The sequence below is a fragment of the Gottfriedia acidiceleris genome (assembly GCF_023115465.1).
GTDB lineage: Bacteria > Bacillota > Bacilli > Bacillales > Bacillaceae_G > Gottfriedia > Gottfriedia acidiceleris_B.
On the sequence record NZ_CP096034.1, the window covers coordinates 1,149,062 to 1,175,102 of the forward strand.

Sequence of the window (26,041 nt, forward strand, 5' to 3'; positions counted from 1 at the left end):
GATATGATACAAAAAAATGAAGGATATCAAATTCCTGATGAGTACTATACATTATCAACTGAGGAAATGGAAAAAAGAGTAAAAGATATAAAAGAGAGATTAGGTGATGCTCTTTTCATTCCAGGTCATCATTATCAAAAGGAAGAAGTTGTAGTTTTTTCAGATTCGACTGGAGATTCTCTACAACTTGCTCAAGTTGCTGCTAATAATAAAAAAGCAAAATATATTGTATTCTGTGGTGTGCATTTTATGGCAGAGACAGCAGATATTTTAACGGAAGAAGAGCAGATTGTTATTTTACCTGATATGAGAGCGGGCTGTTCAATGGCTGATATGGCAGATCACCATCAAACTGATCGTGCGTGGGTAGAGTTACAGAAGCTTTTCGGAGACACAATTTTACCGTTAACATATGTTAATTCAACTGCTGCTATTAAAGCGTTTGTCGGTAGAAATGATGGTGCAACCGTAACATCATCTAATGCTAAAAAAGTTGTTTCGTGGGCTTTCACACAAAAAGAACGTATATTGTTCCTACCTGATCAACATTTAGGTAGAAACACAGCATTTGAATTAGGGATACCGTTAGAGCATATGGCGATTTGGAACCCAATAACGGACACCTTAGAATATGAGGGCGAGCTAAATAACATCAAAGTAATACTTTGGAAAGGTCACTGCTCTGTTCATGAGAATTTTACAGTGAAAAATATCGAGAATGTACGAAAAAATCATCCAGATATGAGAATTATTGTGCATCCAGAATGTTCTAGAGAAGTTGTCGCTGCAAGTGATGACAATGGATCTACTAAATATATTATTGACCAAATTGAAGCTGCTCCTGCAGGAAGTAAGTGGGCAATTGGAACTGAGATGAATTTAGTTCAAAGAATTATTAAAAATCATCCAGATAAGGAGATCATTTCATTAAATCCATTTATGTGTCCTTGCTTAACGATGAATCGTATCGATTTACCACATTTATTATGGTCTTTAGAAAATATAGAAAAAGGTAACATCCAAAATATTATTTCAGTTGATAAACAAACTGCAAAAGATGCAGTTAAGGCATTAGATAAAATGCTTGAGCTTGCTTAAAAATTAAATAGCAAAAAATTAAAATCATTTAGTTGGAATCTGAGCTAAATGATTTTTTTATAGAAAAAACAAGAAAAAAGTAAATACTTATACAAGCTTACTCGTCATAAATTAAAATACCTTCTATCATAAATACAAATATTCAGACATACATTGTTGTGAGGTACTAATGTACAATCCAACGTAGAGGCAATTGGTCAGGAGGGGAAAAGGTGAGAATTCACATAGTAATAAAGGGCGATACCCTTAAGAGCATTGCTCAAAAATATAACATCGACTATGAAGAGATAGTTAAATTAAATGCCCAACTAAGTAATCCAGATATGATCTATCCTGGCATGAAAATAAAAGTGCCAGAAAGGGGAGAAAAACCAGCCCCATTAGGTTCTAAAAAGGAGGTACAGCTACCTAAAGAACCTAAGCCAAGTGTTGCTTTGGAGGTAGAAGAAGGAAATGTTCAACCTGTAGCTCAGACACAACCTACTGTCTTACCGAATACAAAGCCAGTTGATAATAATTTGAATATTAATGTAGAGGTTACACCGACAGTAAAACCTGTAATTCAGGTACCTATTCCACCTGCGAAACCGACTGTATCACCTGCGACAAATAATGCGAATCAACAAGTATCTCCTGTTCAAACTGGAAAACCAAATGCGAACATACCGCAAGTTGTTTCGCCAGTGGCAGTTAAAAATCCGATAAATGATAATAAATCAAATGTGAACACCAAGGGAGGACAAAGCATGTCAGAGAAAAAGAACTACTTCCCAGGATCATTAGTTTCTCCGTCAACACCAAATCCGCAAGTATCTCCAGCGGAAACAGGAAAACCAAATCAACAAGTATCGCCAGTATCAACAGGAAAACCAAATCAACAAGTATCACCGATATCAACAGGAAAACCAAATATGCAAGTATCACCAGTATCAACTGGAAAACCAAATGTGCAAGTATCCCCAGTTTCAACTGGAAAAGGGAAAGAGCAAGTCTTACCAGTAGCAACAGGAAAACCAAATATGCAAGTATCACCGATATCAACAGGAAAACCAAATATGCAAGTATCACCAGTATCAACAGGAAAGCCGAATATGCAAGTATCACCAATATCAACAGGGAAACCAAATATGCAAGTGTCACCAGTATCAACAGGAAAACCAAATATGCAAGTGTCACCGGTATCAACAGGAAAACCAAATATGCAAGTATCGCCAGCGGAAACAGGAAAACCAAATGCACAAGTATCACCAGTAGCTACAAATAAAGCTCAAACATTACCAGCATATATGGGACCAAATGCACCACAAACATTGCCAGCATATATGGGACCAAATGCACCACAAACACTTCCAGCATACTCAGGACCGAATGTACCGCAAACATTACCAGCGTATATGGGACCAAATCCAAACGCAGCCCAAACATTACCAGCATATATGGGACCAAATGAAAACTACCCACAAACGCTACCAGCATATATGGGACCAAATCCAAACGCAGCCCAAACGCTACCAGCATATATGGGACCAAATCCAAATGCAGCCCAAACATTACCAGCATATATGGGACCAAATGAAAACTACCCACAAACAATGCCGGCATATATGGGACCAAACGCAAACTTCCCACAAACAATGCCAGCATATATGGGACCAAACGCAAACTTCCCACAAACATTACCAGCATATATGGGACCAAATGCTGGTTACCCATACTATCCACGAGGAGAAGGAGGAGCATTACCAACATTACCGAGTTTTGGAGCTATGCCGATGTTGCCAGGATTAACTGGAGAAGCACCAGGAGCGACTGGAGGAGCACCAGTTCCGCCAACTGCGATGCCAACTCCATTACCAGCACCAATGCCAGGAAATACTGGGCAAACAATGCCATCGTATATGGGACCGAATCCAAATACAGGCCAAACATTACCGTCATATATGGGACCGAATCCAAATACAGGCCAAACATTACCGTCATATATGGGACCGAATCCAAATGTAGCTCAAACATTACCGGCATACATGGGACCGAACGGAAACTTCCCACAAACATTACCAGCATATATGGGACCAAATGAAAACTTCCCAGCAACAATGCCGGCATATATGGGACCAAATGAAAACTTCCCAGCAACATTACCAGCATATATGGGACCAAATGAAAACTTCCCAGCAACATTACCAGCATATATGGGACCAAACGCAAACTTCCCAGCAACATTACCAGCATATATGGGGCCAAATGAAAACTTCCCAGCAACACTACCAGCATATATGGGGCCAAACGCAAACTTCCCAGCAACATTACCAGCATATATGGGACCAAACGCAAACTTCCCACAAACATTGCCAGCATATATGGGACCAAACGCAAACTTCCCAGCAACAATGCCAGCATATATGGGACCAAACGCAAACTTCCCACAAACATTGCCGGCGTATATGGGACCAAATGAAAATTTCCCACAGACATTGCCAGCTATGGATTATCCAAAGTTCCAAGGCGGACCAGTTGTTTCACCGTATGCTACTGGACCGACACCGATGTATCGTGATGCATCAGAACCTTATTTTGATCCAAATTCGCAATTATTTACTCCTTATGCACAAAATCAGTCTTCATATGGAGTGCCATATTTCGAGGAAGATGAACAATAAAGAATCTTATTTAAAAAGGCGATTATTTTCTAATCGTCTTTTTTTTATTTTAACTTTTTCATACAGGAAATAATTGGTGTAGAAATTTATTTCACATGTAACAGCCTTTAAAGGCTAGTTTTTTACTTAAAATTGAGTTTCAAACCATCAATTAACAATTTAAAATCCACCTAAAAAGGCCAACCTAACTTTGTAATACATCTTTAGTATTACAATTCGCAGTAATTAAAGGGAGGGTTTTATATTGAATAAAAAAGGTCTTATCGTTGCTACAGGTACGGTGCTAACAGTTTTAACATTATCTGCTTGTGGAACAAACAATAATGCTATGAATGACCATAAAAGAAATGTTGGTTATGAAAAAGTAAACTTCAATAGACCGACAAACCCTTATGCTGTTAATGATCGTTATGAAAACGTAAACTATCCTAATAACCAAGATTATTTCGCAAAGAAAAATAATCACTACGGAAATGATCGTATAAATGAAGGTTTGAGTAGTGAGTATTCTAATGATGGCGTTATCCATGACGGAACATATGGAAGAAATGTCAACAATATGAATAGAAACTACACGATGGATCAAGTTCGTTATAATAATGATTTAAATACAGCTCCTCTTGTACCATATACAAATATTAGTACAAATACTAATATGAATGCTGGTGAACGAAAGTTTGCTGACCAAATTTCTAAACGAGTAGAACAAATGTCAAATGTAGCCAAGGCAAACACGGTAGCTGTTGGTGATCAGGTTCTTGTTGCAGTAGATTTAGTAAATAAAAATGTTGATGAAAGCGCATTTAGATCTAAAATCAAAGACGCTTTATCACCATACACGAGTGGTAAAAAAGTATATGTAACATTTGATGGAACGATTAGAAATAATTTAAATAACATTACAAATAATGTTCCAAATGCCACTAAAAATGTATTATACGATACAAAAGAAAATGTTAAACATATGTATCGAAATGTAAAAAATGATGTTAAGGATGCAACTAATCCAAACCGATAAATATCAATTTTTACATTAAAAAGGAAGAAGCTCTTGCTTCTTCCTTTTCATGCTGTTGAAAAACTACCTTGTCAATTAATTATCAAATTTTCGTGAAAGGAGTAGAGTGATGTTGATTTCCATTACAGGATGCTCGCTTTCCATGGGGCGAGATTCTTTAGCCTCCTCGGCAAGCCTGTGGGGTCTCAGCCTTCCCGCTTATCCCATAGGAGTCGAGCATCCCTCCATTCCAATCAACTTATTCATCTAAAAATGTCTGCAATAAACCCTAATCAAATAGCCTTTCCTTAGAGTAATCTAACTTTAATCAGATTGTAGATCAATTAATATTGAACATTTATTAAACTAAACAATCGAATTTGTTTTCTAAAAAAAGCTTATAATATTTTTAACGTCTAAAAAAATCATTTCTATTGTTATTGAAATAATGAAATTGCTCAAACATATTAACATTTAAAATCATTAAAAAATCATTCAAAAAATGCTAATTTTATCATTATTAAATGTTCATTTAAAGTCCGTTTTCCCTATTGACGTCTTTATATTTCAACACTCTGAAAAGGAAGAAGCTCTTGCTTCTTCCTTTTCAGAGTGTTCAGTTTTAGGGACGGATTTCTACAAATTTAGGTACTTTTAGTTCTTAGAATAGTTAAATAATTCGTTTGATGAGGCTTATACAATATGGTAAAGTGATTTTTATATTGACCAAAAGTTCGAAGTGGTCAATTGGTTAATAATAGAATTTGAGGTGAGTTCTTTGAAAAAGCAAAAAATTTTACAAGCTGCCACAAAGTCATTTACTATTTTTGGCTATAAAGCAACTACAATGAGTCAAATCGCAAAACAGGCAAATGTTGGAAAGGGAACAATCTATACTTTCTTCAAAAATAAAGAAGAGTTGTTTGATGAAATCATCAATAATTTGATTAATGAAATGAAATTTTTAGCAGAACAATCTATTCGTGATGAAGATTCATTCATCGAAAAAGCACATAAAGGAATTGAAGTTTTTATTGACTTTCATAATGAACATGAATTAACAATAAAGTTGCTTCAGGAACAAAAAGAAATTGGAACGACTATAGTACACGATGCTTTAAAACGATTGAATCATTCAATCATTCTATACATACAGAAAAAAATTGAAGAGGCAATCGTAAAGAAAGAAATTGTTGAATGTGATCCCGAAATAACTGCTTTGGTAATGTTTCGACTTTATACAACACTTAAAATCGATTGGGAGAAAGAGCATGAAGCACTAAGTCCTAAAAAAATTACAGAGTTATTTAACTTTTATATCCTAAATGGTTTATCAAAAGGGCAGGATTAAGGGTCAAGGGATTAGGAGGGAGAAATGTTGATTTTTAAATTAGACAATAAAGACAAAAAAATGGCAAATTCAATTTTAAATGTACAGTTACCAGCATATAAGGTAGAGGCAAAGTTAATCAACTTTGAAGGAATACCACAATTAAAGGACAATGTTGAAAGTATTAGAGATTCCAAAGAAATTTTTATTGGTTATGTGATTAATAATGATTTAAAAGGATTTTTGGCCTATTCAGAAGACGATAACGAATATCAAATATGTAGATTGGTAGTACATCCTAGTTGCTTTAAGCGGGGGATAGGAAGAAAATTAGTAAATTATTTTTTAAATGAAATTGCCAAAAAGAAAAAGGTAATTGTTTCAACAGGTTCAAATAACCTACCAGCCATTAACTTATATAAAACTTCTGGTTTTAAATTTTATAGGAAAATTGAAGTGGCACCTAATTTTTTTATATCTCTATTTGAAAATACATCTGACCATTAAAGATAAAATAAAAATGTAAAAAAATGAGGATCAAAAGCTTTCTTCCCCCTTTCCTAAAGACAACTCTTTAGGTTTTTTTGTTTAAAAGATTAATGCCCATTTACATATAAAAATTTTAAACAGCTGGATAAAGATAAAAGGAATGGTCAAACTAAAAAAGCTTGTATAATTGTGTCTAAAGGAGTGGATGTTTGTGAAAAAGTTCATTTTAATATTTGTTTGTTTACTAGCTTTATTAATACCGGCACAAACTGAAACATTGGCAGCTCATAATGATATTCATCATAGTTCGAACAAAAAGGGGATTACAATCATTTTACATAAAGTATATATAAACGGTGAAGTGATTGAGGAAATTTATATTAATCAACATAAAACCCTAGGTCAAGTCAAAAAAGAATTTAAGGGTTGGAAAGTCATAGAAGAAAATGATGATCAAATCGTATTAATGAAAAAAATAAATGATCTTTCACCTACTTTAAAGTCGAAAGGATATTTAGGAATAAATTCAAATGGAGTTTTGAATTTATATATTGGAGCGCCAAGTGGTAATAATATTATTGAATCTTTTTTTCAAATAGATACGAATAAACTAGAAGTAAATAAACAAAAGCAACTTGAGAAAGGGATTAAAATTTCCACTAAATATCATTACGATTATCTATTACATTACTTAAAAGAGTATGAAAGAATTGTAAATTGAATTTAAATTGGTAACGACTATCTAAAATTTTAAAAAAATCCACAATGGTGATTTATTTTCATTGTGGATTTTTTGTATTGTTATGGTTCAAGTTATTTTTTCTATTTAGAATCTCCTTTTCCGGGGCCCTTTCCCATTCACTTCGCAAAATTGAATAAACATAAGTATCATGGGCAGTACTTCCTTGTATTAAATACTGGCGTAGTAGACCTTCATTTGTAAATCCTATTTTTTCAAGAAGTTTTTGAGAAGGGAGATTTTCTGGATAAACGATTGCTCCAATTCGATTTAGTTGAAGAATATCAAATCCATATGATAATAATGCTTTTAAAGCCTCTGACGCAAAACCTTTTCTCCAATAGTCTGGGTGTAGCTCATAGCCAACTTCGGCTCTTTTGTTTCGTTGTTGGTAGGCATTAAATCCACATGTTCCGATTAATTTGTTTGTTTCATTATCAATCATTCCCCAACGGATGCCGTTGTGCGTCTCATACATTTCTCTAAAATAATGAATTAAGTCCAATACTTCACTACTATTTTTTAGTGCATCGAGTCCATAATATTTGGTGACATCTTCTCTTGATAAAATATTGAACATTCGATTAAGATCAGTGACTTTAATTTCTCTTAAATAAAGTCTTTCTGTAGTTAGAATTGGAAACATGTCCAAATTGAATAGCCTCCCTTTGGATTTTCTTATGTATCGAGCTTTTTAAATTTTGCTAAATTATTTAGCCATTTTTATATGAACTTTTTAATTAAATTGTATGTATAAAATTTTTATTTTCGACAGCCGACTATTTTTTTCCTTCTTCTTTCTATGGTACAATGGAATACATGTAAAAAGGGGAGAAAACCATGTACGAATACATAATTGGAAAGATAGAATGGGTTGGACCAGAATATATTGTAATTGATCATAACGGAATGGGCTATCAATTATTTACACCTAATCCGTATGTTTTTAGACCTTCAAATGAAATCTTAAAAGTTTATACTCATCATTATGTAAGAGAAGATGTTATGATGTTATATGGTTTTAAAACACTAGATGAACGTACTTTATTTCAAAAATTGTTAAGTGTGTCAGGAATCGGTCCTAAAGGTGCCTTGGCAATTGTTGCGACTGGAGAGCCAAATCAAATTGTTCATGCGATAGAAGAAGAGGACGAAGTATTTTTAACAAAATTTCCTGGTGTTGGTAAAAAGACAGCAAGACAGATGATCCTTGATTTGAAAGGTAAACTTGAAAAAGTCTTTGGAGCAGTTCAAGTCGATTTATTTACTGACCTAGATGCTATTGAAGAGAAAGAAAGTGCAGCATCTTCATTAGATGATGCAATTGAAGCTTTAAAAGCATTAGGCTATGCAGAAAAAGAAGTTAAAAAGATCGTACCGTTATTGAAGAATGAAAAACTTTCAACTGATGAATATATTAAAAAAGCACTTCAATTACTATTGCAAGCTAAGAGGTGATGAAAATGGATGACCGAATTTTATCAAGTGAAAGTAGTGGCGAGGAATTTGATCAAGAGCTTTCACTAAGGCCTCAATCATTAAGGGAATATATAGGGCAAGATAAAGTTAAAAAGAATTTGCAAGTTTTTATTGAAGCTGCAAAAATGCGAAATGAGTCTTTAGATCATGTTCTATTATACGGTCCTCCTGGTTTAGGTAAAACCACTTTAGCAGCGATTATTGCGAATGAACTAGGTGTTGGATTCAAAACAACTTCAGGACCAGCGATTGAACGCCCTGGAGATTTAGCAGCTATTTTGACTTCACTTCAACCAGGTGATGTATTATTTATTGATGAAATTCACCGGCTGCCTCGAACAGTGGAGGAAGTACTTTACCCAGCAATGGAAGACTTTTTCTTTGATATCGTAATTGGCAAGGATGCAACTGCTAGGTCGGTAAGAATAGATTTACCACCATTTACATTAATAGGTGCAACAACTAGAGCAGGTCTCCTTTCTTCACCACTTAGAGATCGTTTTGGAGTATTAAATCGCTTAGAATTTTATACAGTTGAACAGCTGGCATTGATCGTTAAAAGAACAGCAGAGTTATTTGGAATGGAAATCGAAAATGACGCTGCTTTAGAAGTAGCTAGAAGGTCTCGAGGTACACCTCGAATTGCAAACCGATTATTACGAAGAGTTAGAGATTTTGCACAAGTTCAAGGAAGTGAAATCATTACTTTTGCCATTGCTAAAGACTCTTTAATTCAAATGCAGGTAGATGAAGCAGGTCTAGACCATATCGACCATAAATTGTTACTAGCTATTATTGAGCGATTTAAAGGCGGACCTGTTGGGGTTGATACAATTGCAGCTTCGATCGGTGAAGAGTCACAAACAATTGAAGATGTATATGAGCCATACTTACTTCAAATTGGATTTCTTCAGCGGACTCCAAGGGGACGAATTGTTACTGATTTAACATACAAACATTTCGGGTTGCAGGTGCCGGAGCAATGATTGATTTGTCAAAAATTTTAATAACGGTAGGAATTATCTTATTAGTTGTTGGGTTGTTTATTCGATTTGTAGGGAAACTTCCAGGCGATATTTTTATAAAAAAAGGAAATGTATCGTTTTACTTTCCGATTGTAACATGTATTATCATAAGTATTTTACTTTCACTTATTTTTTCACTATTTGGGAGAAAATAAATGAGTAGGAATAAATAGAGTTTGGAAAAGGGAATATTGGATAACCTCCCTTTGTCCTTACTCCTGAAATTTATGAGGTGTAAAGAGATGGATGTAAATTTATTTGATTTTGATTTACCTGAAGAATTGATTGCTCAGACTCCTTTGTTGGACCGAGAAGCATCGAGACTTATGGTATTACATAAAGAGTCTGGCAATGTAGAGCATAAACAGTTTCCAGATGTGTTAGATTATTTACAAGAGGGCGATTGTTTAGTTTTAAATGAAACAAAAGTTATGCCTGCTAGATTATTTGGTGTGAAAGAAGATACAGGTGCCCAAATTGAAGTATTATTACTTCAACAAGAAGAGCAGGATGTATGGGAAACATTAGTTAAGCCTGCTAAAAGAGTAAAAGAAGGTACAATCATTTTATTTGGAGATGGCAGACTAAAGGCAGAATGTGTAGGTTCTAGTGATCAAGGTGGAAGAAAATTAAAATTCCAATACGATGGGATTTTTTATGAGATCTTAGACCAACTAGGCGAAATGCCACTTCCTCCATATATTAAAGAAAAATTAGAAGATAAAGATCGTTATCAGACTGTATTCGCAAAAGAAATTGGTTCAGCGGCGGCTCCTACGGCAGGTTTACATTTTACAAAAGAACTCTTAGCTAAAGTTCAAGAAAAAGGTGTAAAGTTGGCATTTATTACTTTGCATGTAGGTTTAGGTACTTTTAGACCGGTAAGTGTTGAGTCTATTGAAGAACATGATATGCACTCGGAATACTACTATATGTCTGATGAAACGGCTAAACTGTTAAATGAAACGAAAGCAAACGGTGGTAGAATCATTACTGTTGGAACAACTTCTACACGAACAGTTGAAACGATTGCTACAGCTAATAACGGTAAGTTTGAAGGGGCTAGTGGTTGGACGTCTATCTTCATTTTCCCAGGATATAAATTTATGGGAATTGACGGGATGATTACGAATTTCCATTTACCTAAATCAACACTAATTATGCTAATTAGTGCTTTAGCTGGAAGAGAACCAGTTTTATCTGCTTATAAAGAAGCAGTAAATCAAAAATATCGCTTCTTTAGCTTTGGCGATGCAATGTTAATACTTTAAGAATTGAAAGGAATCGAAAAATGACAGCAATTCGTTATGAACATATTAAAACTTGTAAACAAACAGGTGCGAGATTAGGGATTGTCCATACTCCACATGGTTCATTTGAAACTCCAGCATTTATGCCTGTCGGAACTTTGGCTACTGTTAAAACAATGGCTCCAGAAGATTTAAAAGCAATGGGATCTGGGATTATTTTAAGTAATACTTACCATTTATGGTTAAGACCTGGTCATGAGATTATTAAAAAAGCTGGTGGCTTACATAAATTTATGAACTGGGATCGTGCAATCTTAACAGATTCAGGAGGATTCCAAGTATTTAGCTTAAGTCAATTCCGAAAAATTGAAGAAGAAGGCGTACATTTCAGAAATCACTTAAATGGCGATAAATTATTCCTTTCACCAGAAAAGGCGATGGAAATTCAAAATGCATTAGGTTCTGATATCATGATGGCGTTTGATGAGTGTCCACCATATCCTGCTGAGTATGAATATATGAAACGTTCAGTTGAGAGAACTAGCAGATGGGCAGAGCGTTGTTTAAATTCACACCAAAGACCAGAGGATCAAGGATTATTTGGCATTGTACAAGGTGGAGAATACGAAGAACTTCGTAAACAATCCGCAAGAGATTTAGTTTCTTTAGATTTCCCAGGCTATGCAATTGGCGGATTATCAGTTGGTGAACCTAAGGATGTAATGAATAGAGTTTTAGAATTTACGACACCTTTACTACCAACGGATAAACCAAGATATTTAATGGGTGTAGGTTCTCCTGATTCATTAATTGATGGCGCTATTCGAGGAGTGGATATGTTTGACTGCGTACTTCCAACTCGTATCGCTCGAAATGGTACATGTATGACTAGTGAAGGGCGATTAGTAATTAAGAATGCAAAATATGCAGAGGACTATTCTCCACTTGATCCTAATTGTGACTGTTATGCATGTAAAAACTATACACGAGCATATATCCGTCATTTAATCCGATGCGAAGAGACGTTTGGAATGCGTTTGACTACTTACCATAACTTACATTTTCTGTTACAATTAATGGAACAAGTTCGCCAAGCAATCCGCGAAGACCGTTTAGGTGATTTCCGAGAAGAGTTTTTTGAACAATACGGTTTTAATAAGCCGAACGCTAGGAACTTCTAAAATTTACATATTGAAAGGAAGATTAAGATGGGTAATGGTTTAATGGGGATTTTACCTCTAATATTAATGTTCATAGTTTTCTACTTCTTACTAATCCGTCCACAACAAAAGCGTCAAAAGCAAACAGCTACTATGCAAGCTGGAATTAGCAAAGGCGATATGGTTGTAACAATCGGTGGATTACACGGTATAGTTGATGCTGTTAACGAAGAAAATAATACAATTACATTAAAAACTACTGATGGATCACGTATGGTATTTGAAAAAAGCGCAATTCGTGAAACAAGAACACAAGCTTAATTTTTAATTTATTGTATCTTAAGAAACGCTAGTTCCAATTTGGAAACTAGCGTTTTGTTTATTTTGCAAGAAATTTAAATTAAGTCTTAAGTGGAAAAACTCAAAATAAGTTGATGATCAGACTAATTATTTATTATAAGATTTATTACTTGCAGCATTCACTCCAAAAATTGACCCTAACATACAAACACCTAAGAAAATACCATGATACATTATTTGTTCCTGTGAAAAAGTTCTGTCATAACCAAGAAACTGTACAAAAAATACAAAAATAGAATACGCTCCACTCGTTAATAATCCAAGAATCCAACCCTTTTCTTTCCCTTTCGCTCCTGTTACAAAACCGCCAATTAACATAACGATAAATGATAGGATCAGAGTTGTAGTTGTGACACTTGCTTCTGTAAGTGAAGTTAGTTTAAGTAATAATGATAAAATCAAACTAATTGACAATACTAATAATAGAATAGTTAAAAAGCCAAAAGAGACAGCTACAGCTGTTTTTTTCATTCATATTCCCCCTTGTACACTCTTTTAATACAAGCATATTCATGAGATGAATTTTTAGAATACTTATAGGGCAATTACAAATAGTAAAATTATGAACAAAATTCTACCATTATTTTCTTTATGGATAATTAGTTGGATTTGGACTTATATTTACAGGTATTAAGTGCTAGCTTAAGAACATGTTTTTTATAATCAACAAGTTTTGGATGTGAGGGTAAGTAAAATGGAATTAGGTTCTATGACGATTCGTACCATTTTAATCTATTTAATTATTGCATTTTTCTTTCGTTTAATGGGTAAGAGAGAAATAGGAGAGTTAAGTTTATTAGATTTAGTCGTTTACATATTATTAACTGAGATTGCAGCCATCGGTATCGAAAACCATGATGATCCGATCATAAAAGTGATTTATCCAATGTTTTTAATTGTAGTTATCCAAATAATTTTTTCTCTAATTTCGCTAAAAAGTGTTAAATTTAGAAAAATATTAGATGGACATCCTGTATTAATCATTAGTAAAGGTAAAGTCTTAGAGAAAGAGATGAAAAAACAGAGATATACGTTTGACGACCTATTACTCCAACTAAGAGAGAAGGATATTGGGGATGTAAGGGATGTTGATTATGCACTACTAGAGCCTACAGGAAAATTATCAATATTTAAAAAGGAAATAAACGGTGATATAAATTATAGTTCGCTCACATTTCCATTAATATTAGATGGTATCGTACAAGAAGATAATTTAAATCAGTATCATAAAGATAAAAAATGGTTATTAGAACAGTTAAAAAAACATGGTTATGATGAATTTAAACAAGTATCTTATTGTAGCTTACGAGGCGAAGAAATATTTTTCGATAAGAAAGACGAGTAATTGCAGTATCTAGAGAAATCAGTACCCTGCAGTGGAAATAAACTAACATAGATAGAGAAGCAAATAATTAAACCACAGAGTACATTAATTACTTTGTGGTTTTGTTATGGTCTATTCTATTGTCAATTATCTTGTAATTAGCTTTTTAAAGAATGGGATTCGGATGATCTCATCTTTCTTAACTAGGTTAAATAATAGAATTAATAAAATATACATTAATGTAACAACAGAAATACTTGCTAGGGTTTGTACTAATAATGAAGATGAAAAAACTACATATTCTTTGATGAATTTTCCGACATAAATACAAATTCCTAAAATGATTAGACAATAAACATAATCCTTAACAAAAATTGAAAAGTTGATAGCCTTTAATACAGTGAAATAGTGAAGGACTGTTATTGTTACAATACTAATATTCATAGCTAAAGCAACACCGTTAATACCGAACTTTGGATTTGTAGCTAGTAATAAAATACTAGCGATTTTAACGACTGAACCGACAAAGCTATTAATCATAGCTGAATTTGCAAGATTAAGTGCCTGCAATACAGCTTGTAGTGGTCCTTGGAAATAGTAAAAAATAAAGCAAGGTGCTAAAAGTAATATAAAATTTGTAGCTTGGTCACTTTTGTACATTAGTGTTAAAATCGGTGAGGCAAAGACGTATAAAATGACAACAGACCAACCACCAGCAATCATTGAGTACCGAAGTGCTTGCTGCAATCTTCTTTCAACAGTTATACGATCTTTTTTGGCCATTGCTTCACTAATCGCTGGCACAAGTGAAGTAGATAGTGCATAAGTAATAAACGCTGGTAAAAGTAATAGAGGTAAAGCGTATCCTGCAAGTAAACCATATTGCTTAGTTGCAACTGCTGCTGTTACCCCTGCAATCGCTAAACTTTGTGAAACAACGATTGGTTCTAAAAACATTGAAATTGAACCAATTAAGCGACTTCCAGTTGTTGGTAATGCGATACTTAATAGATCACTAAGCGTCTTTCTTCCATCTTTAATATTGTTCTTAAATCCAGAAATGAACTTTGCATTTTTTTCTTTCTTAAAAACATAAAGCATATAAATTAATGAAGCTAATTCTCCTAATACAGAAGAGATAATGGCGCCACTAGCGGCAAATTCAACTCCATATGGTAAAAAAGTTTTAGTACAAACTGCAACTAGTACTATACGAACAACTTGTTCAATAACTTGGGAAAAGGATGAAGGGCGCATATTCTGTACGCCTTGAAAATATCCTCGTAAAACTGATGAGATTGCGATAATTGGAACAACTGGAGCGATGGCAATTAATGGGTACATAGTCCTTGCATCCGTCAATAAGTTTTTAGCGATGAAAGGGGATAAAAAGATCATTGCTGTTGTAAAAATAATACTTAATATGCCAGTTATTGACATCGAAACAGCTAAAATCTTTTTTATCCGATCTTGTCTATTTTGTGCAACTGCTTCTGCAATTAATTTTGAGATGGCAATCGGAAGGCCGAGCTGTGTAAGCGTCATGACCAAAAATAGTGTCGGGACTGCCATCATAAATAATCCTACGCCTTCTTCACCCATTATTCTTGCAACAACAATACGATTAAAAAATCCTAATATTCTTGTGATGAGCCCTGCAATAAGTAAAAAAAACGTTCCTCTTAAAAACGTTTGCTTTGTCATTACTTTTACCACCTTCTCAAACAGCCTAGAATGATTTACAATTATATATATGCTAGAAATGTAGGCAAGCATGACAAGTTAGTTCAACATCTAGGAAATGAATGTGAAGATCTAAAATCATTTTTCTAAAAATACAGAAAATTAGGGGGGAAGAGTATGTCGACTTTTCATCAACAAGCTGCAGAATTTAAACCACAGCTACAGGTAGTAATTGAAAGTAAACTGGATGAATTTAGAATGCTTGGATTCGATACTGTCAGTGAGGATGACTTATGGGAATGCCTCGAAAGAACTTTATGGCGAAAGAAAGAGGACGAACCAAAGCTTTTTCAACTGGTAGAAGACATACTCTCTTTAACTGTAAACGATTATATGAATTATATTCGAATCGAAGCATTTAAATCACCTACTTGGCAGTTTGGGGAGTCAGTTTAACCATTAATTGACAATAAAAAAATTGCATTTGTATAATATAAGAATGAAAACATACCAATTTCGTACTAGAACTTGAACTAGTTAGAGGAGGAAAACCACAACATGGTGAAGCGTAATAGAATTGTTGCCTTCTTCTTAATTATTGCTGTATTAGCAGCAGTAATCGGCACAACTGTATTTGGTACCGCGAAAAATATTAAGCTTGGTCTGGATTTACAGGGCGGGTTTGAGGTGCTTTACAAAGTTAAGCCGATTAAGAAGGGCGACAAAATTAACAAAAATGTTTTAGTAAGTACAGCAAAAGCTCTTGAAAAACGTGTAAACGTTTTAGGAGTAAGTGAACCAAACATTCAGATCGAAGGGAAAGATCGTATTCGTGTACAATTAGCTGGTGTAAAAGATCAAGCTAAAGCACGTGATATTCTTTCTACTGAAGCGAACTTAACCATTCGTGACGTAAATGATAAGGTTCTAATGACTGGAGCGGATTTAAAAGAAGGCGCTTCAAAGCAAACATTTGACCAAATGGGTAAACCTAGTGTATCAATCACATTTAAGGATGCTAATAAGGTTAAAGATGTTACAAGTAAAGTATTAAAAATGGGTGCTCCAAATAATATGATGGTTATTTGGTTAGATTTCAAAGAAGGAGAAGACTCTTTCAAAAAGGAATCTGCAAAAGCAAAGCCTAAATTCTTATCTGCAGCTAGTGTAAATCAAGTATTTACCGACGATTCACTTTCTATTGTTGGTTCTACATTTACAGTTGAAAGTGCAAAAGAACTTTCAGATTTATTAAATGCAGGGGCTCTTCCAGTACACCTTGAAGAAATGTATTCAACATCAATCGGTGCAAAATTTGGTACAGATGCTCTGCATGAAACAATCTTCGCTGGAATTATTGGTGTATCAGTTATTTTCTTATTTATGCTTTATTTCTACCGCTTACCAGGTTTAATCGCAAGCATCATGTTAATGGCTTATACTTACGTAACGTTACTTGTATTTGACGGCATGAATGCGGTATTAACACTTCCAGGTATTGCGGCATTAATACTTGGTGTTGGTATTGCGGTTGATAACAACATTATTACTTTTGAGAGATTGAAGGACGAGCTTAAACTAGGAAAATCAGTTGCATCTGCATATCGTGCAGGTAATCAGCGTTCATTTGGAACGATTTTTGATGCTAATATTACAACTTTACTTGCTGCAGTGGTATTGTTCTCATTCGGTACAAGCTCAGTAAAAGGATTTGCAACAAGTTTAATTGTTAGTATTTTAGTAAGCTTTTTAACTGCAGTATTCGGTACTCGTTTATTACTTTCTTTATTAGTTCAAAGTCGTTATTTAAATAATAAGAAAACATGGTTTGGTGTTAAACAAAGTGAAATTCTTGGTTTAAATCATAACTTAGCACATCCTCCTACAAAATATGATAAAGTCGATTTTGTAAGCGTTGGTCGAAAATTTGTTTATTTTTCAATCGCTACAGTAGTTGTCGGGGTAATTATACTTTCTATTTTCCGATTAAATTTAGGAATTGATTTTGCAAGTGGTACACGTGTAACATTTGAATCAAAATCAGCAGTTACCAAACAAGTTGTTAATGATGAAATTTCAAAAATGAACTTGAAGCCGGAAAGTATTACTATTTCTACAAATGATGCAAAAACAGGTTCAATCGTATTTAAAGGTGTATTAACAAAAGATCAGATTAATGATTTGAAAAAGGATTTTACAACTAAATTTGGGGTAGAACCAAATGTAAGTACTGTTGATCCAGTTGTTGGTAGAGAATTAGCAGCTAATGCTATTAAAGCATTAATTATCGCATCAGCTGGTATTATTCTATACGTATCATTACGTTTCCAATTCTCATATGCCATTGCTTCAGTAATTGCACTACTACATGATGCATTCTTCATTGTTGTAGTATTTAGTATTTTTAGATTAGAAGTAGATATCACTTTCATCGCAGCGGTTCTAACGATTGTTGGTTATTCGATAAATGACTCGATCGTTACATTTGACCGAGTTCGTGAAAATATGAAGCTTAAGAAGAAAATTCGTTCTAGAGAAGAATTGAAACAAGTTGTAAATGAATCAATTCGTCAAACTTTAGGACGATCTGTTAAAACAGTTCTTACTGTACTACTAGCAGTACTTGCATTGCTTTTATTCGGAAGTCATGCAATTCTTAACTTCTCACTTGCTTTATTAATAGGTTTAGTTGTTGGAACATATTCTTCAATCTTTATTGCTTCACAAATTTGGTTATTTATTAAAGGTCGCCAACTTGATAAAAACCAAGTAATTGATGTTGAAGAAGCTAAATAAATTAAAAAGAGTATAGGCTCATGCTTATACTCTTTTTTTGTATTAAATTCATTATGATTTGAAGATACTAATATAATGTGTTAATAATGATAAGTGTTTTTTTAGAGGAGTTAGAAAAAGGGAAGTAGGTAAAGTATATGGAACAAGAAGAGCGTTATAAGGAAGCCAAGAAAGGGGCTTATATCGGAATATATGGAAATTTACTTCTAGCAATTGTTAAGGCAATTATCGGATATATTGGAAATAGTAAAGCGTTAATGGCTGATGCAGTACATTCAGCGTCAGATGTGGTCGGTTCGATAGCGGTTTTATTTGGTTTAAGAGCTGCGAAAATGCCACCGGACGAGGATCATCCTTATGGCCATGGTAAAGCTGAATCAATTGCTGCAATTATTGTTGCCGTACTTTTATTTATTGTTGGAATTGAAATAACGAAATCATCTATAACTGCGTTTTTTAAACCAGTTCATCCACCAGAGTTAATCGCTTTATTAGCAGCTTTTATATCTATATTTTTAAAAGAATGGATGTTTCGCTATAAATATGCTTTAGGGAAAAGGTTAAATAGTGACGCAATCATCGCTAATGCATATGAACATCGCTCTGATGTATACTCATCTGCTGCAGCTATGATTGGTATTGGTATTGCAATTTTAGGTACTAAATTTAATATGCCAGTACTTTTATACGCAGACCCAGCTGCTGGGCTTATCGTAGCAATTATGATTTTAAAAATGGCATGGGATATAGGAGCGGAATCAATACATACAACAATGGATCATGTCCTTCATGAAGAAGAGATTGAACCATATAAAGAAGTCGTTAGGAACGTAGAAGGAGTTAAAGAAATAAATTCGCTCTATGCAAGGGAACACGGCTATTATGTCATAATTGATATAAAAGTCTCAGTAGATCCATATATAACGGTTGAAGAAGGACATAAGATCGGTAAAAATGTTAAAGCAAAGTTGATGGAACAAAAAGATGTGGAAAATGTTTTTGTCCATATTAATCCATATAATGATAAAAATAACTCTTTCATCCAATAAGTTTACTTTAGTATAATAGTACAGTTAGGGGTGAGAGTAATGTTAAAATCAAAAGCACGTTGGAAACCGAAACTATCAAATCACCAAGAAGAGCAATTATTAAGTAAAGAATTACAGATTTCCCCTCTATTAGCTAAGCTACTTGTTACTCGTGGATTTAATACAGTAGATGCAGCAAGTAAGTTTTTATATGAAGATCAAATGAGCTTTCATGACCCGTTTTTATTAGAGGGTATGGATATTGCAATTGACAGAGTATTTCAAGCGATTGAAGAAAATGAAAAAATATTAATTTTTGGCGATTATGATGCAGATGGAGTTAGCAGTACTTCAGTATTGTATTTAACATTAATCGAACTAGAAGCAAAAGTAGATTATTATATACCAAATCGTTTTACTGAAGGGTATGGTCCAAATAAGAATGCATTTAAATGGGCGAACGAACAAGGTTATTCTTTAATCATTACTGTAGATACAGGTATTTCAGCAGCTGAGGAAGTTAATTTTGCAAATGAACTAGGCATGGATGTAATTATTACCGATCATCATGAACCACCAGAAGAACTACCAAACGCTATTGCAATTATTCATCCAAAGCTAAGTCCTAGCTATCCTTTTAAAGAATTAGCAGGTGTAGGAGTTGTGTTTAAATTCGCTTCCGCATTATTAGGTAGGGAGCCTGAGGAATATTTGGAACTAGTTTCGATTGGGACGGTTGCTGATCTAGTACCTTTAGTTGATGAAAATCGTTTAATTGTAAAAAAAGGTGTAAGGCAACTGAAGCAAACTCAGCGTGAAGGACTAAGAGCTCTTTTAGAAATTAGTGGAACTACAACAGATTCAATTACGGAAGAAACAATTGGATTTGCAATTGGTCCTAGAATTAACGCAGTTGGTAGACTGGGTGATGCTAAGCCTGCAGTAGACTTAGTTTTGGAAAATGATAGAGCACTTGCTAAAAAAAGAGCAGAGCAAATTGAAATCCTAAATAAGGAACGACAAGAATTAGTTTCACGCATGACCGAAGAGGCAATTAAGCAAGTTAACGAACTTGATTCATCTTGTTCAAATAAAGTAATTATTGTCGCAAAAGAAGGCTGGAATGCAGGAGTAGTTGGAATCGTTGCTTCGAAATTAGTTGATCGCTTTTACAAACCAGTAATTGTTCTAAGTATTGATCATGAAAAGGGAATAGCAAAAGGTTCAGCAAGAAGCATTGAAGGTTTTTCTTTATTTGAAAACTTAACAAAATGTAAAGATATTTTACCTCATTTTGGAGGCCATACACTTGCTGCTGGTATGACGTTGGCAATTGAAGATGTCGAGCTATTAAGACATCGTTTAAATGAATATGCAGATCAAATTATGACAGATGAAGATTTTATCCCATTAAAAGAAGTCGATTTAAAATGTCAGGCTAGTGAAGTTTCAATCTCATTCATTAATGAATTAAATATGCTGGCACCATTTGGTATGCATAATCCAAAACCTGTTTTAGAAATAAACGAGGTTGATGCTCTAAATATTAAACAAATCGGTAATGAAGGTGCACATCTTAAAGTACAACTTAAAGATGACGTTACATTCCTTGATGCTGTAGGGTTTGGATTTGGACATGTTGCGAATGAAATTGCAACTGGATCAAAAATATCCTGCTTAGGGATGGCTTCCATTAACGAATGGAATGGGAAACGAAAGCCACAGTTAATGATTCATGATATTAAAGTAAATCATTGGCAGTTATTTGATTTAAGAGGTCAAGAGCCACATCGATTAACTTTACCTCATACCGAAGAAAAATTCATATTTTTACATCAATCATCAAATGAATATGAAAATTTAAAGACTAAATATCCTATTTCTACGTTTGTTGCATATGAAGATATCCTAAACTTAGATCTTAATATACAAAATAACTATGTGATCTTACTTGATTTACCTAGTTCTGAAAATGTTTTAAAAGAAGTTTTTCGAAAAGGATTATCAGAACGAATCTACTTAATTTTTAATCAAGAAGAATTACATTTCTTCTCACCAATCCCGAGTAGAGAAAGTTTTAAAAAATTTTATTCAATCTTAGCAAATACCAATCCATTTGACATGAACATGTATGAAGTGGCATTATGTCGTAAGATGGGATGGAAAAAAGAACAAGTCGATTTTATGACAAAGGTGTTTTTTGATTTAGAATTTGTTACAATAGAGGATGGAAAAATTCGTTTGTTGCCACAAACTGAGAAGAAAGATCTCTCTTTATCTAATACGTATGCAAGAAAATTAGCTAGTATTGAACTAGAACGTTTGTTTCTGTACTCAAAATGTGATGAATTAACTACATTTTTTCAAAATATGAAAAGTCATTTTTCCGAAAATGGGGAGGCACTTATTTAATGAATTTAAAAGATTATATAACGATTGTACCGGACTGGCCAAAAGAAGGTGTTCAGTTTAAAGATATTTCATCACTAATGAATGATGGAAAAGCTTATAAAGAAGCAACTGATCAAATCGTAGCTTATGCGAAACAAAAAGATGTTGATTTAGTAGTTGGACCAGAAGCTCGTGGATTCATCGTTGGTTGTCCAATTTCTTATGCTTTAGAAATAGGTTTTGCACCTGTTCGTAAGCCAGGTAAATTACCTCGTGAAGTTATTAGCTACAACTACGATTTAGAATATGGTACAAATACGTTAACAATGCATAAAGATGCTATTAAACCAGGTCAACGTGTTCTGATCACTGATGATTTATTAGCTACTGGTGGTACGATTGAAGCTACAATTAAACTAGTTGAAGAATTAGGTGGAATTGTAGTAGGTATTGCTTTCTTAATTGAGCTATCTTACTTAGAAGGTCGTAAAAAATTAGAAGGCTATGATATATTTACACTAATGACTTATTAATTTTTAACATATGATAATGTTATCCAAACAGGGTACTCTGATTAGTCAGAGTGCTCTTTTTCTATCAAAGATCTGCAAAAAAAAATGAATTTTGACGACTCCTGCTTTACAAAAAACGAAATTTTCATGATAATAGAAGAAATAATGATTTAAGGTGATTAGATGGCTACTGAGCAAGTTTTGACAGCAGAACAGGTTTTAGAGCAAGCGACCCATTATTTAAAAGAAGATGATGTGGCGTTTATTAAACGTGCTTATGAATATGCTCGTGACGCACATAGTGAGCAATTTCGTAAGTCAGGTGAACCATATATTATACACCCGGTTCAAGTAGCAGGTATCCTTGTTGGTTTAGAGATGGATGCGACAACCATTAGTGCTGGGTTTCTTCATGATGTAGTAGAGGATACTGAAGTATCTAAAGAGGACTTAGAGAACCATTTTGGCAAAGAAGTATCTATGCTTGTAGATGGTGTAACAAAGTTAGGTAAAATCAAGTTTAAATCGAAGGAAGAACAGCAAGCTGAAAATCATCGCAAAATGTTTGTAGCGATGGCACAGGACTTGAGAGTAATATTAATTAAATTAGCCGATCGCCTTCACAATATGAGAACGTTAAAACACTTACCTCAAGAAAAACGTATGCGAATTGCGAATGAAACGTTAGAAATATTTGCACCGCTAGCTCATCGACTAGGGATTAGTAAAGTAAAGTGGGAGCTTGAAGATACAGCATTGCGCTATTTAAATCCACAACAATACTATCGAATTGTTAACTTAATGAAGCGAAAAAGAGCAGAGCGTGAGCAATATTTAGAAGAGGTTATAAACGAAATCTCAACTCAGCTTGAAGATGTAGAAATTAAAACAGAAATTTCTGGACGTCCTAAGCATATTTATAGCATTTATCATAAAATGGCTAAGCAGAATAAACAATTTAACGAGATCTACGACTTATTAGCCGTACGTGTCATTGTTAATAGTATTAAAGATTGCTACGCTGTTTTAGGCGTTATTCATACTTGCTGGAAACCAATGCCAGGTCGTTTTAAAGATTATATTGCTATGCCTAAGGCAAATCTGTATCAATCTCTTCATACGACTGTTATCGGTCCAAAAGGTGAACCACTAGAAGTACAAATTCGTACACAAGAAATGCATCAAATTGCTGAATATGGTGTTGCAGCACACTGGGCATATAAAGAAGATAATGCAAATCTTACTTCACAAAAAACATTAGAAAATAAATTAAGTTGGTTCCGTGAAATTATCGAATGGCAAGATAATTCTACAAATGCAGAAGAGTTTATGGAATCAGTAAAAATGGACTTATTCTCTGATATGGTTTTTGTATTTACTCCAAAAGGTGATGTTTTTGAATTACCACTAGGGTCTGTTCCAATCGATTTTGCTTACCGAATTCACTCTGAAATCGGAAATAAGACAATTGGTTCAAAAGTAAATGGAAAAATGGTACCACTAGATTATAAACTTAAAACCGGTGATATCGTTGAGATTATGACATCTAAGCATTCGTATGGACCTAGCCAAGATTGGTTAAAGGTCGCTCAGTCTTCACATGCTAAAAATAAAATACGTCAATATTTTAAAAAGCAAAGAAGAGAAGAGAATGTTGAAAAAGGCAAGGAATTAGTTGAAAAAGAAATTAAAGCGCTAGAATGTGATTTGAAAGAAGTATTAACGTCTGAAAATTTAAAACGCGTCGCAGAGAAATTTAATTTTTCAAATGCAGAAGATATGTATGCAGCCGTCGGATACAATGGAATTACTGCAACACAGATTGCTCACCGTTTAACAGATAAATTCCGTAAACGTACTGAAATTGAGCTAGAAGACCGATTAAAAGAACTTTCTTCGGATCTTAAAAAAGCTCCATCACGTCGTAAAGATGCTGGTATTTCTGTAAAAGGTGTAGATAATTTATTAATCCGTTTATCTAAATGCTGTAATCCTGTACCTGGTGATGATATTGTTGGCTATATCACAAAAGGCAGAGGAATCTCAGTTCATAGAAGCGATTGTGTAAACATGTTAAATGATAGTGAAGAAGATCGCTTTATTGAAGTTGATTGGGAAGAAAGCCCTACGTTTGAACGTGATTATAACGTTGATATAGAAATTTTCGGTTACGATCGTCGCGGTCTTTTAAATGAAGTTCTTTCAGTAGTAAATGAAACAAAAACGAATATCTCTTCAGTAACAGGAAAAAATGATCGAAATAAGATGGCAACTATTACAATGAGCTTGTCTATTCGTAATATAAACCACCTGCAAAAAGTAGTGGATAAAGTTAAACAAATTCCAGACATTTACTCTGTGAGACGTATTTTCCACTAATAGGAGGTGCCACTTATGAAAGTATTATTACAGCGCACAAAAGAAGCAAAAGTCGTAGTTGACGGACAAGTAGTAGGTCAAATACCTAAAGGGTTATTATTATTAGTCGGAATAACGCATGAAGATACTTTAGAGGATGTTAAATATTGTGCGGACAAAGCAGTTAACCTAAGAATTTTTGAAGATGAACTCGGAAAAATGAATTTATCATTAAATGATGTTGGAGGCCAGATTCTATCCGTTTCTCAATTCACTTTATATGGCGATACGAGAAAAGGTAGACGTCCAAGCTTCACAGATGCAGCTAGGCCAGAAATCGCAAATGAATTATACGAATATTTTAATTCATATCTACGTGAACAAGGTTACGAAGTACAAACAGGCATTTTTGGTGCAGATATGGATGTAACCTTTACAAACTGGGGACCAATTACGATTATGATTGAAAGTAAATAAGCTAATCTTTTACCTCCTTTTCCATAAAGGAGGCATTTTTTTTGATAGAATTAATTATTAAAATAATAACTTCATTTAGCGAATATACTTAAGTACACGGGTTCTTACAAAGAATTTAGAGGAGGTCGCTATATGGACATAATTACAATTGTGTTAATCCTTATCGCTGGTGTAATTTTGTTTACAATCCTCAAAAGTTTCTTTAAAGCACTTTTATTTGTTATTTTAATCATCCTAGTTTATTACGGATTAATGTATTTCATTGACGGATCAGTTGAAAGCATTCAGTCTAGTTTAAGAATATTTCATTAGACCATGGTGTGTACCATGGTTTTTTTTGAGGAAATGAGAATGTCAGGATGTAGTAAATAATAACTTGGGAATGGCAAATTATAAAATGTGGAATCGCAATTAAAAATCAGAAATGGAAAATAAAAACTGATATTCACCATTAAACTACGAATTAAAATCTACTTTCAATAAAGATCACACAAAAACTACTTAAATTTAATCAATTTCCACCTTTTGACTGAATCCATAGAACTAGACTAAATGACTTAATTCCCCAAAAAACATTCCTAAGTTCACAACAGTATTTTGTTTAATCCATTAATTATTTGGACATCCTATATAACAACATACTTGGAAGGAGACTGCAGCATGAGAATAAATAATCGTAATAGTCTAGGATCAGGTAGAAAAGGTGTCTTGAATATGGATTTTCATGAGTTTCAAAATAGGGGACAAGAATCCAATTCATTAGAGATGGCAAGTGAGTTTGGTTTAACTTTAAGAGAAGTGCGTGATTTAAAAAGACAGTTGGAGCGTTCGTAAAAAATTTTTAACTGTTCTTGACATTTGTTGTATCCGAACGTAAGATATTAA

General features: G+C 33.9%; 25 protein-coding genes. 22 read left to right on the forward strand and 3 right to left on the reverse strand.

The annotated features are described in order from the left end of the window. Positions 1-3: 3 nt before the first annotated feature. From nadA to MY490_RS05430, 6 genes are all read left to right on the forward strand, one after another. A complete protein-coding gene (gene nadA, locus MY490_RS05405) occupies positions 4-1,098 on the forward strand; it encodes a quinolinate synthase NadA (protein ID WP_432707066.1) in 1,095 nt (364 codons plus the stop codon). 212 nt (positions 1,099-1,310) lie between these two features. After that, complete coding sequence (locus MY490_RS05410) at positions 1,311-3,758, forward strand: LysM peptidoglycan-binding domain-containing protein (RefSeq protein WP_248268311.1); 2,448 nt, start codon at positions 1,311-1,313, stop codon at positions 3,756-3,758. Between the two features lie 244 nt (positions 3,759-4,002). Beyond that, a complete protein-coding gene (locus MY490_RS05415; RefSeq protein WP_248268312.1) occupies positions 4,003-4,776 on the forward strand; it encodes a YhcN/YlaJ family sporulation lipoprotein in 774 nt (257 codons plus the stop codon). A gap of 748 nt (positions 4,777-5,524) precedes the next feature. After that, a complete protein-coding gene (locus MY490_RS05420; protein ID WP_248268313.1) occupies positions 5,525-6,106 on the forward strand; it encodes a TetR/AcrR family transcriptional regulator in 582 nt (193 codons plus the stop codon). Positions 6,107-6,130: 24 nt separating this feature from the next. Beyond that, positions 6,131-6,592, forward strand: a complete 462-nt coding sequence (locus MY490_RS05425; protein ID WP_248268314.1) for a GNAT family N-acetyltransferase — start codon at positions 6,131-6,133, stop codon at positions 6,590-6,592. A gap of 193 nt (positions 6,593-6,785) precedes the next feature. Beyond that, positions 6,786-7,295 (forward strand): BofC C-terminal domain-containing protein, encoded by a 510-nt coding sequence (locus MY490_RS05430; protein ID WP_248268315.1) that lies wholly within the window; start codon positions 6,786-6,788, stop codon positions 7,293-7,295. A gap of 58 nt (positions 7,296-7,353) precedes the next feature. Here MY490_RS05430 and MY490_RS05435 read toward each other — a convergent pair whose 3' ends face one another. Beyond that, positions 7,354-7,959 (reverse strand): GNAT family N-acetyltransferase, encoded by a 606-nt coding sequence (locus MY490_RS05435; RefSeq protein ID WP_248269326.1) that lies wholly within the window; start codon positions 7,957-7,959, stop codon positions 7,354-7,356. A 194-nt stretch (positions 7,960-8,153) separates the two neighbouring features. On the opposite strand from MY490_RS05435, the gene ruvA reads away from it, so the two are divergent. The 6 genes from ruvA to yajC all read left to right on the forward strand — a co-directional run bounded on the left by ruvA (position 8,154) and on the right by yajC (position 12,548). After that, on the forward strand, positions 8,154-8,771 hold the full coding sequence (gene ruvA / locus MY490_RS05440) for a Holliday junction branch migration protein RuvA (RefSeq protein WP_056472609.1): 618 nt from the start codon (positions 8,154-8,156) through the stop codon (positions 8,769-8,771). Positions 8,772-8,776: 5 nt separating this feature from the next. Further along, positions 8,777-9,778, forward strand: a complete 1,002-nt coding sequence (gene ruvB, locus MY490_RS05445) for a Holliday junction branch migration DNA helicase RuvB (protein WP_248268316.1) — start codon at positions 8,777-8,779, stop codon at positions 9,776-9,778. Beyond that, positions 9,775-9,972 (forward strand): DUF2905 domain-containing protein, encoded by a 198-nt coding sequence (locus MY490_RS05450; RefSeq protein ID WP_248268317.1) that lies wholly within the window; start codon positions 9,775-9,777, stop codon positions 9,970-9,972. The genes ruvB and MY490_RS05450 overlap by 4 nt, the downstream gene beginning before the upstream one ends. Positions 9,973-10,059: 87 nt before the next feature. Beyond that, a complete protein-coding gene (queA, locus tag MY490_RS05455) occupies positions 10,060-11,088 on the forward strand; it encodes a tRNA preQ1(34) S-adenosylmethionine ribosyltransferase-isomerase QueA (RefSeq protein ID WP_248268318.1) in 1,029 nt (342 codons plus the stop codon). 20 nt (positions 11,089-11,108) lie between these two features. Beyond that, positions 11,109-12,248 (forward strand): tRNA guanosine(34) transglycosylase Tgt, encoded by a 1,140-nt coding sequence (gene tgt, locus MY490_RS05460; RefSeq protein WP_248268319.1) that lies wholly within the window; start codon positions 11,109-11,111, stop codon positions 12,246-12,248. A 27-nt stretch (positions 12,249-12,275) separates the two neighbouring features. Further along, entirely contained in the window at positions 12,276-12,548 is a 273-nt protein-coding gene (yajC, locus tag MY490_RS05465) for a preprotein translocase subunit YajC (RefSeq protein WP_248268320.1), read from the forward strand. Between the two features lie 126 nt (positions 12,549-12,674). Here the strand turns inward: yajC and MY490_RS05470 are convergent, their stop codons facing one another. Next, complete coding sequence (locus tag MY490_RS05470; protein WP_069035161.1) at positions 12,675-13,058, reverse strand: TIGR04086 family membrane protein; 384 nt, start codon at positions 13,056-13,058, stop codon at positions 12,675-12,677. Positions 13,059-13,281: 223 nt separating this feature from the next. Here MY490_RS05470 and MY490_RS05475 point away from each other — a divergent pair, with 223 nt between their 5' ends. Then, positions 13,282-13,932 (forward strand): DUF421 domain-containing protein, encoded by a 651-nt coding sequence (locus MY490_RS05475; protein ID WP_248268321.1) that lies wholly within the window; start codon positions 13,282-13,284, stop codon positions 13,930-13,932. 126 nt (positions 13,933-14,058) lie between these two features. On the opposite strand, the gene spoVB is transcribed toward MY490_RS05475, so the two are convergent. Further along, entirely contained in the window at positions 14,059-15,615 is a 1,557-nt protein-coding gene (spoVB, locus tag MY490_RS05480) for a stage V sporulation protein B (protein WP_248268322.1), read from the reverse strand. Between the two features lie 156 nt (positions 15,616-15,771). On the opposite strand from spoVB, the gene MY490_RS05485 reads away from it, so the two are divergent. The 9 genes from MY490_RS05485 (at position 15,772) to MY490_RS05525 (ending at position 25,990) form a co-directional block, all read left to right on the forward strand. Continuing rightward, entirely contained in the window at positions 15,772-16,050 is a 279-nt protein-coding gene (locus tag MY490_RS05485; protein WP_098232594.1) for a post-transcriptional regulator, read from the forward strand. Between the two features lie 102 nt (positions 16,051-16,152). Further along, positions 16,153-18,390: a protein translocase subunit SecDF gene (gene secDF / locus MY490_RS05490; RefSeq protein ID WP_248268323.1), complete on the forward strand. Its 2,238-nt coding sequence runs from the start codon at positions 16,153-16,155 to the stop codon at positions 18,388-18,390. 137 nt (positions 18,391-18,527) lie between these two features. Further along, positions 18,528-19,439, forward strand: a complete 912-nt coding sequence (locus MY490_RS05495; protein ID WP_248268324.1) for a cation diffusion facilitator family transporter — start codon at positions 18,528-18,530, stop codon at positions 19,437-19,439. Positions 19,440-19,478: 39 nt separating this feature from the next. Continuing rightward, entirely contained in the window at positions 19,479-21,830 is a 2,352-nt protein-coding gene (gene recJ, locus MY490_RS05500; protein WP_248268325.1) for a single-stranded-DNA-specific exonuclease RecJ, read from the forward strand. After that, complete coding sequence (locus MY490_RS05505) at positions 21,830-22,342, forward strand: adenine phosphoribosyltransferase (protein ID WP_248268326.1); 513 nt, start codon at positions 21,830-21,832, stop codon at positions 22,340-22,342. Before recJ ends, MY490_RS05505 begins: the two co-directional genes overlap by 1 nt. Positions 22,343-22,504: 162 nt before the next feature. Next, a complete protein-coding gene (locus MY490_RS05510; protein WP_248268327.1) occupies positions 22,505-24,700 on the forward strand; it encodes a RelA/SpoT family protein in 2,196 nt (731 codons plus the stop codon). A gap of 15 nt (positions 24,701-24,715) precedes the next feature. Further along, positions 24,716-25,156: a D-aminoacyl-tRNA deacylase gene (dtd, locus tag MY490_RS05515; protein ID WP_248268328.1), complete on the forward strand. Its 441-nt coding sequence runs from the start codon at positions 24,716-24,718 to the stop codon at positions 25,154-25,156. A gap of 132 nt (positions 25,157-25,288) precedes the next feature. Beyond that, entirely contained in the window at positions 25,289-25,468 is a 180-nt protein-coding gene (locus tag MY490_RS05520; protein WP_097978435.1) for a hypothetical protein, read from the forward strand. 348 nt (positions 25,469-25,816) lie between these two features. After that, a complete protein-coding gene (locus MY490_RS05525) occupies positions 25,817-25,990 on the forward strand; it encodes a hypothetical protein (RefSeq protein ID WP_088013656.1) in 174 nt (57 codons plus the stop codon). The last annotated feature ends 51 nt before the right edge of the window (positions 25,991-26,041 follow it).

Excerpts from the sequence above, each read along its gene's own strand:
- recJ (WP_248268325.1), top strand. The coding sequence starts at position 19,479 with ATGTTAAAATCAAAAGCACGTTGGAAACCGAAACTATCAAATCACCAA.
- MY490_RS05425 (WP_248268314.1), top strand. The coding sequence starts at position 6,131 with ATGTTGATTTTTAAATTAGACAATAAAGACAAAAAAATGGCAAATTCA.
- MY490_RS05470 (WP_069035161.1), bottom strand. The coding sequence starts at position 13,058 with ATGAAAAAAACAGCTGTAGCTGTCTCTTTTGGCTTTTTAACTATTCTA.
- queA (WP_248268318.1), top strand. The coding sequence starts at position 10,060 with ATGGATGTAAATTTATTTGATTTTGATTTACCTGAAGAATTGATTGCT.
- MY490_RS05525 (WP_088013656.1), top strand. The coding sequence starts at position 25,817 with ATGAGAATAAATAATCGTAATAGTCTAGGATCAGGTAGAAAAGGTGTC.
- yajC (WP_248268320.1), top strand. The coding sequence starts at position 12,276 with ATGGGTAATGGTTTAATGGGGATTTTACCTCTAATATTAATGTTCATA.
- nadA (WP_432707066.1), top strand. The coding sequence starts at position 4 with ATGATACAAAAAAATGAAGGATATCAAATTCCTGATGAGTACTATACA.
- MY490_RS05475 (WP_248268321.1), top strand. The coding sequence starts at position 13,282 with ATGGAATTAGGTTCTATGACGATTCGTACCATTTTAATCTATTTAATT.
- MY490_RS05435 (WP_248269326.1), bottom strand. The coding sequence starts at position 7,959 with ATGTTTCCAATTCTAACTACAGAAAGACTTTATTTAAGAGAAATTAAA.
- MY490_RS05450 (WP_248268317.1), top strand. The coding sequence starts at position 9,775 with ATGATTGATTTGTCAAAAATTTTAATAACGGTAGGAATTATCTTATTA.
- MY490_RS05510 (WP_248268327.1), top strand. The coding sequence starts at position 22,505 with ATGGCTACTGAGCAAGTTTTGACAGCAGAACAGGTTTTAGAGCAAGCG.
- spoVB (WP_248268322.1), bottom strand. The coding sequence starts at position 15,615 with ATGACAAAGCAAACGTTTTTAAGAGGAACGTTTTTTTTACTTATTGCA.
- MY490_RS05495 (WP_248268324.1), top strand. The coding sequence starts at position 18,528 with ATGGAACAAGAAGAGCGTTATAAGGAAGCCAAGAAAGGGGCTTATATC.
- tgt (WP_248268319.1), top strand. The coding sequence starts at position 11,109 with ATGACAGCAATTCGTTATGAACATATTAAAACTTGTAAACAAACAGGT.
- ruvB (WP_248268316.1), top strand. The coding sequence starts at position 8,777 with ATGGATGACCGAATTTTATCAAGTGAAAGTAGTGGCGAGGAATTTGAT.
- MY490_RS05505 (WP_248268326.1), top strand. The coding sequence starts at position 21,830 with ATGAATTTAAAAGATTATATAACGATTGTACCGGACTGGCCAAAAGAA.
- secDF (WP_248268323.1), top strand. The coding sequence starts at position 16,153 with ATGGTGAAGCGTAATAGAATTGTTGCCTTCTTCTTAATTATTGCTGTA.
- MY490_RS05485 (WP_098232594.1), top strand. The coding sequence starts at position 15,772 with ATGTCGACTTTTCATCAACAAGCTGCAGAATTTAAACCACAGCTACAG.
- dtd (WP_248268328.1), top strand. The coding sequence starts at position 24,716 with ATGAAAGTATTATTACAGCGCACAAAAGAAGCAAAAGTCGTAGTTGAC.
- ruvA (WP_056472609.1), top strand. The coding sequence starts at position 8,154 with ATGTACGAATACATAATTGGAAAGATAGAATGGGTTGGACCAGAATAT.
- MY490_RS05520 (WP_097978435.1), top strand. The coding sequence starts at position 25,289 with ATGGACATAATTACAATTGTGTTAATCCTTATCGCTGGTGTAATTTTG.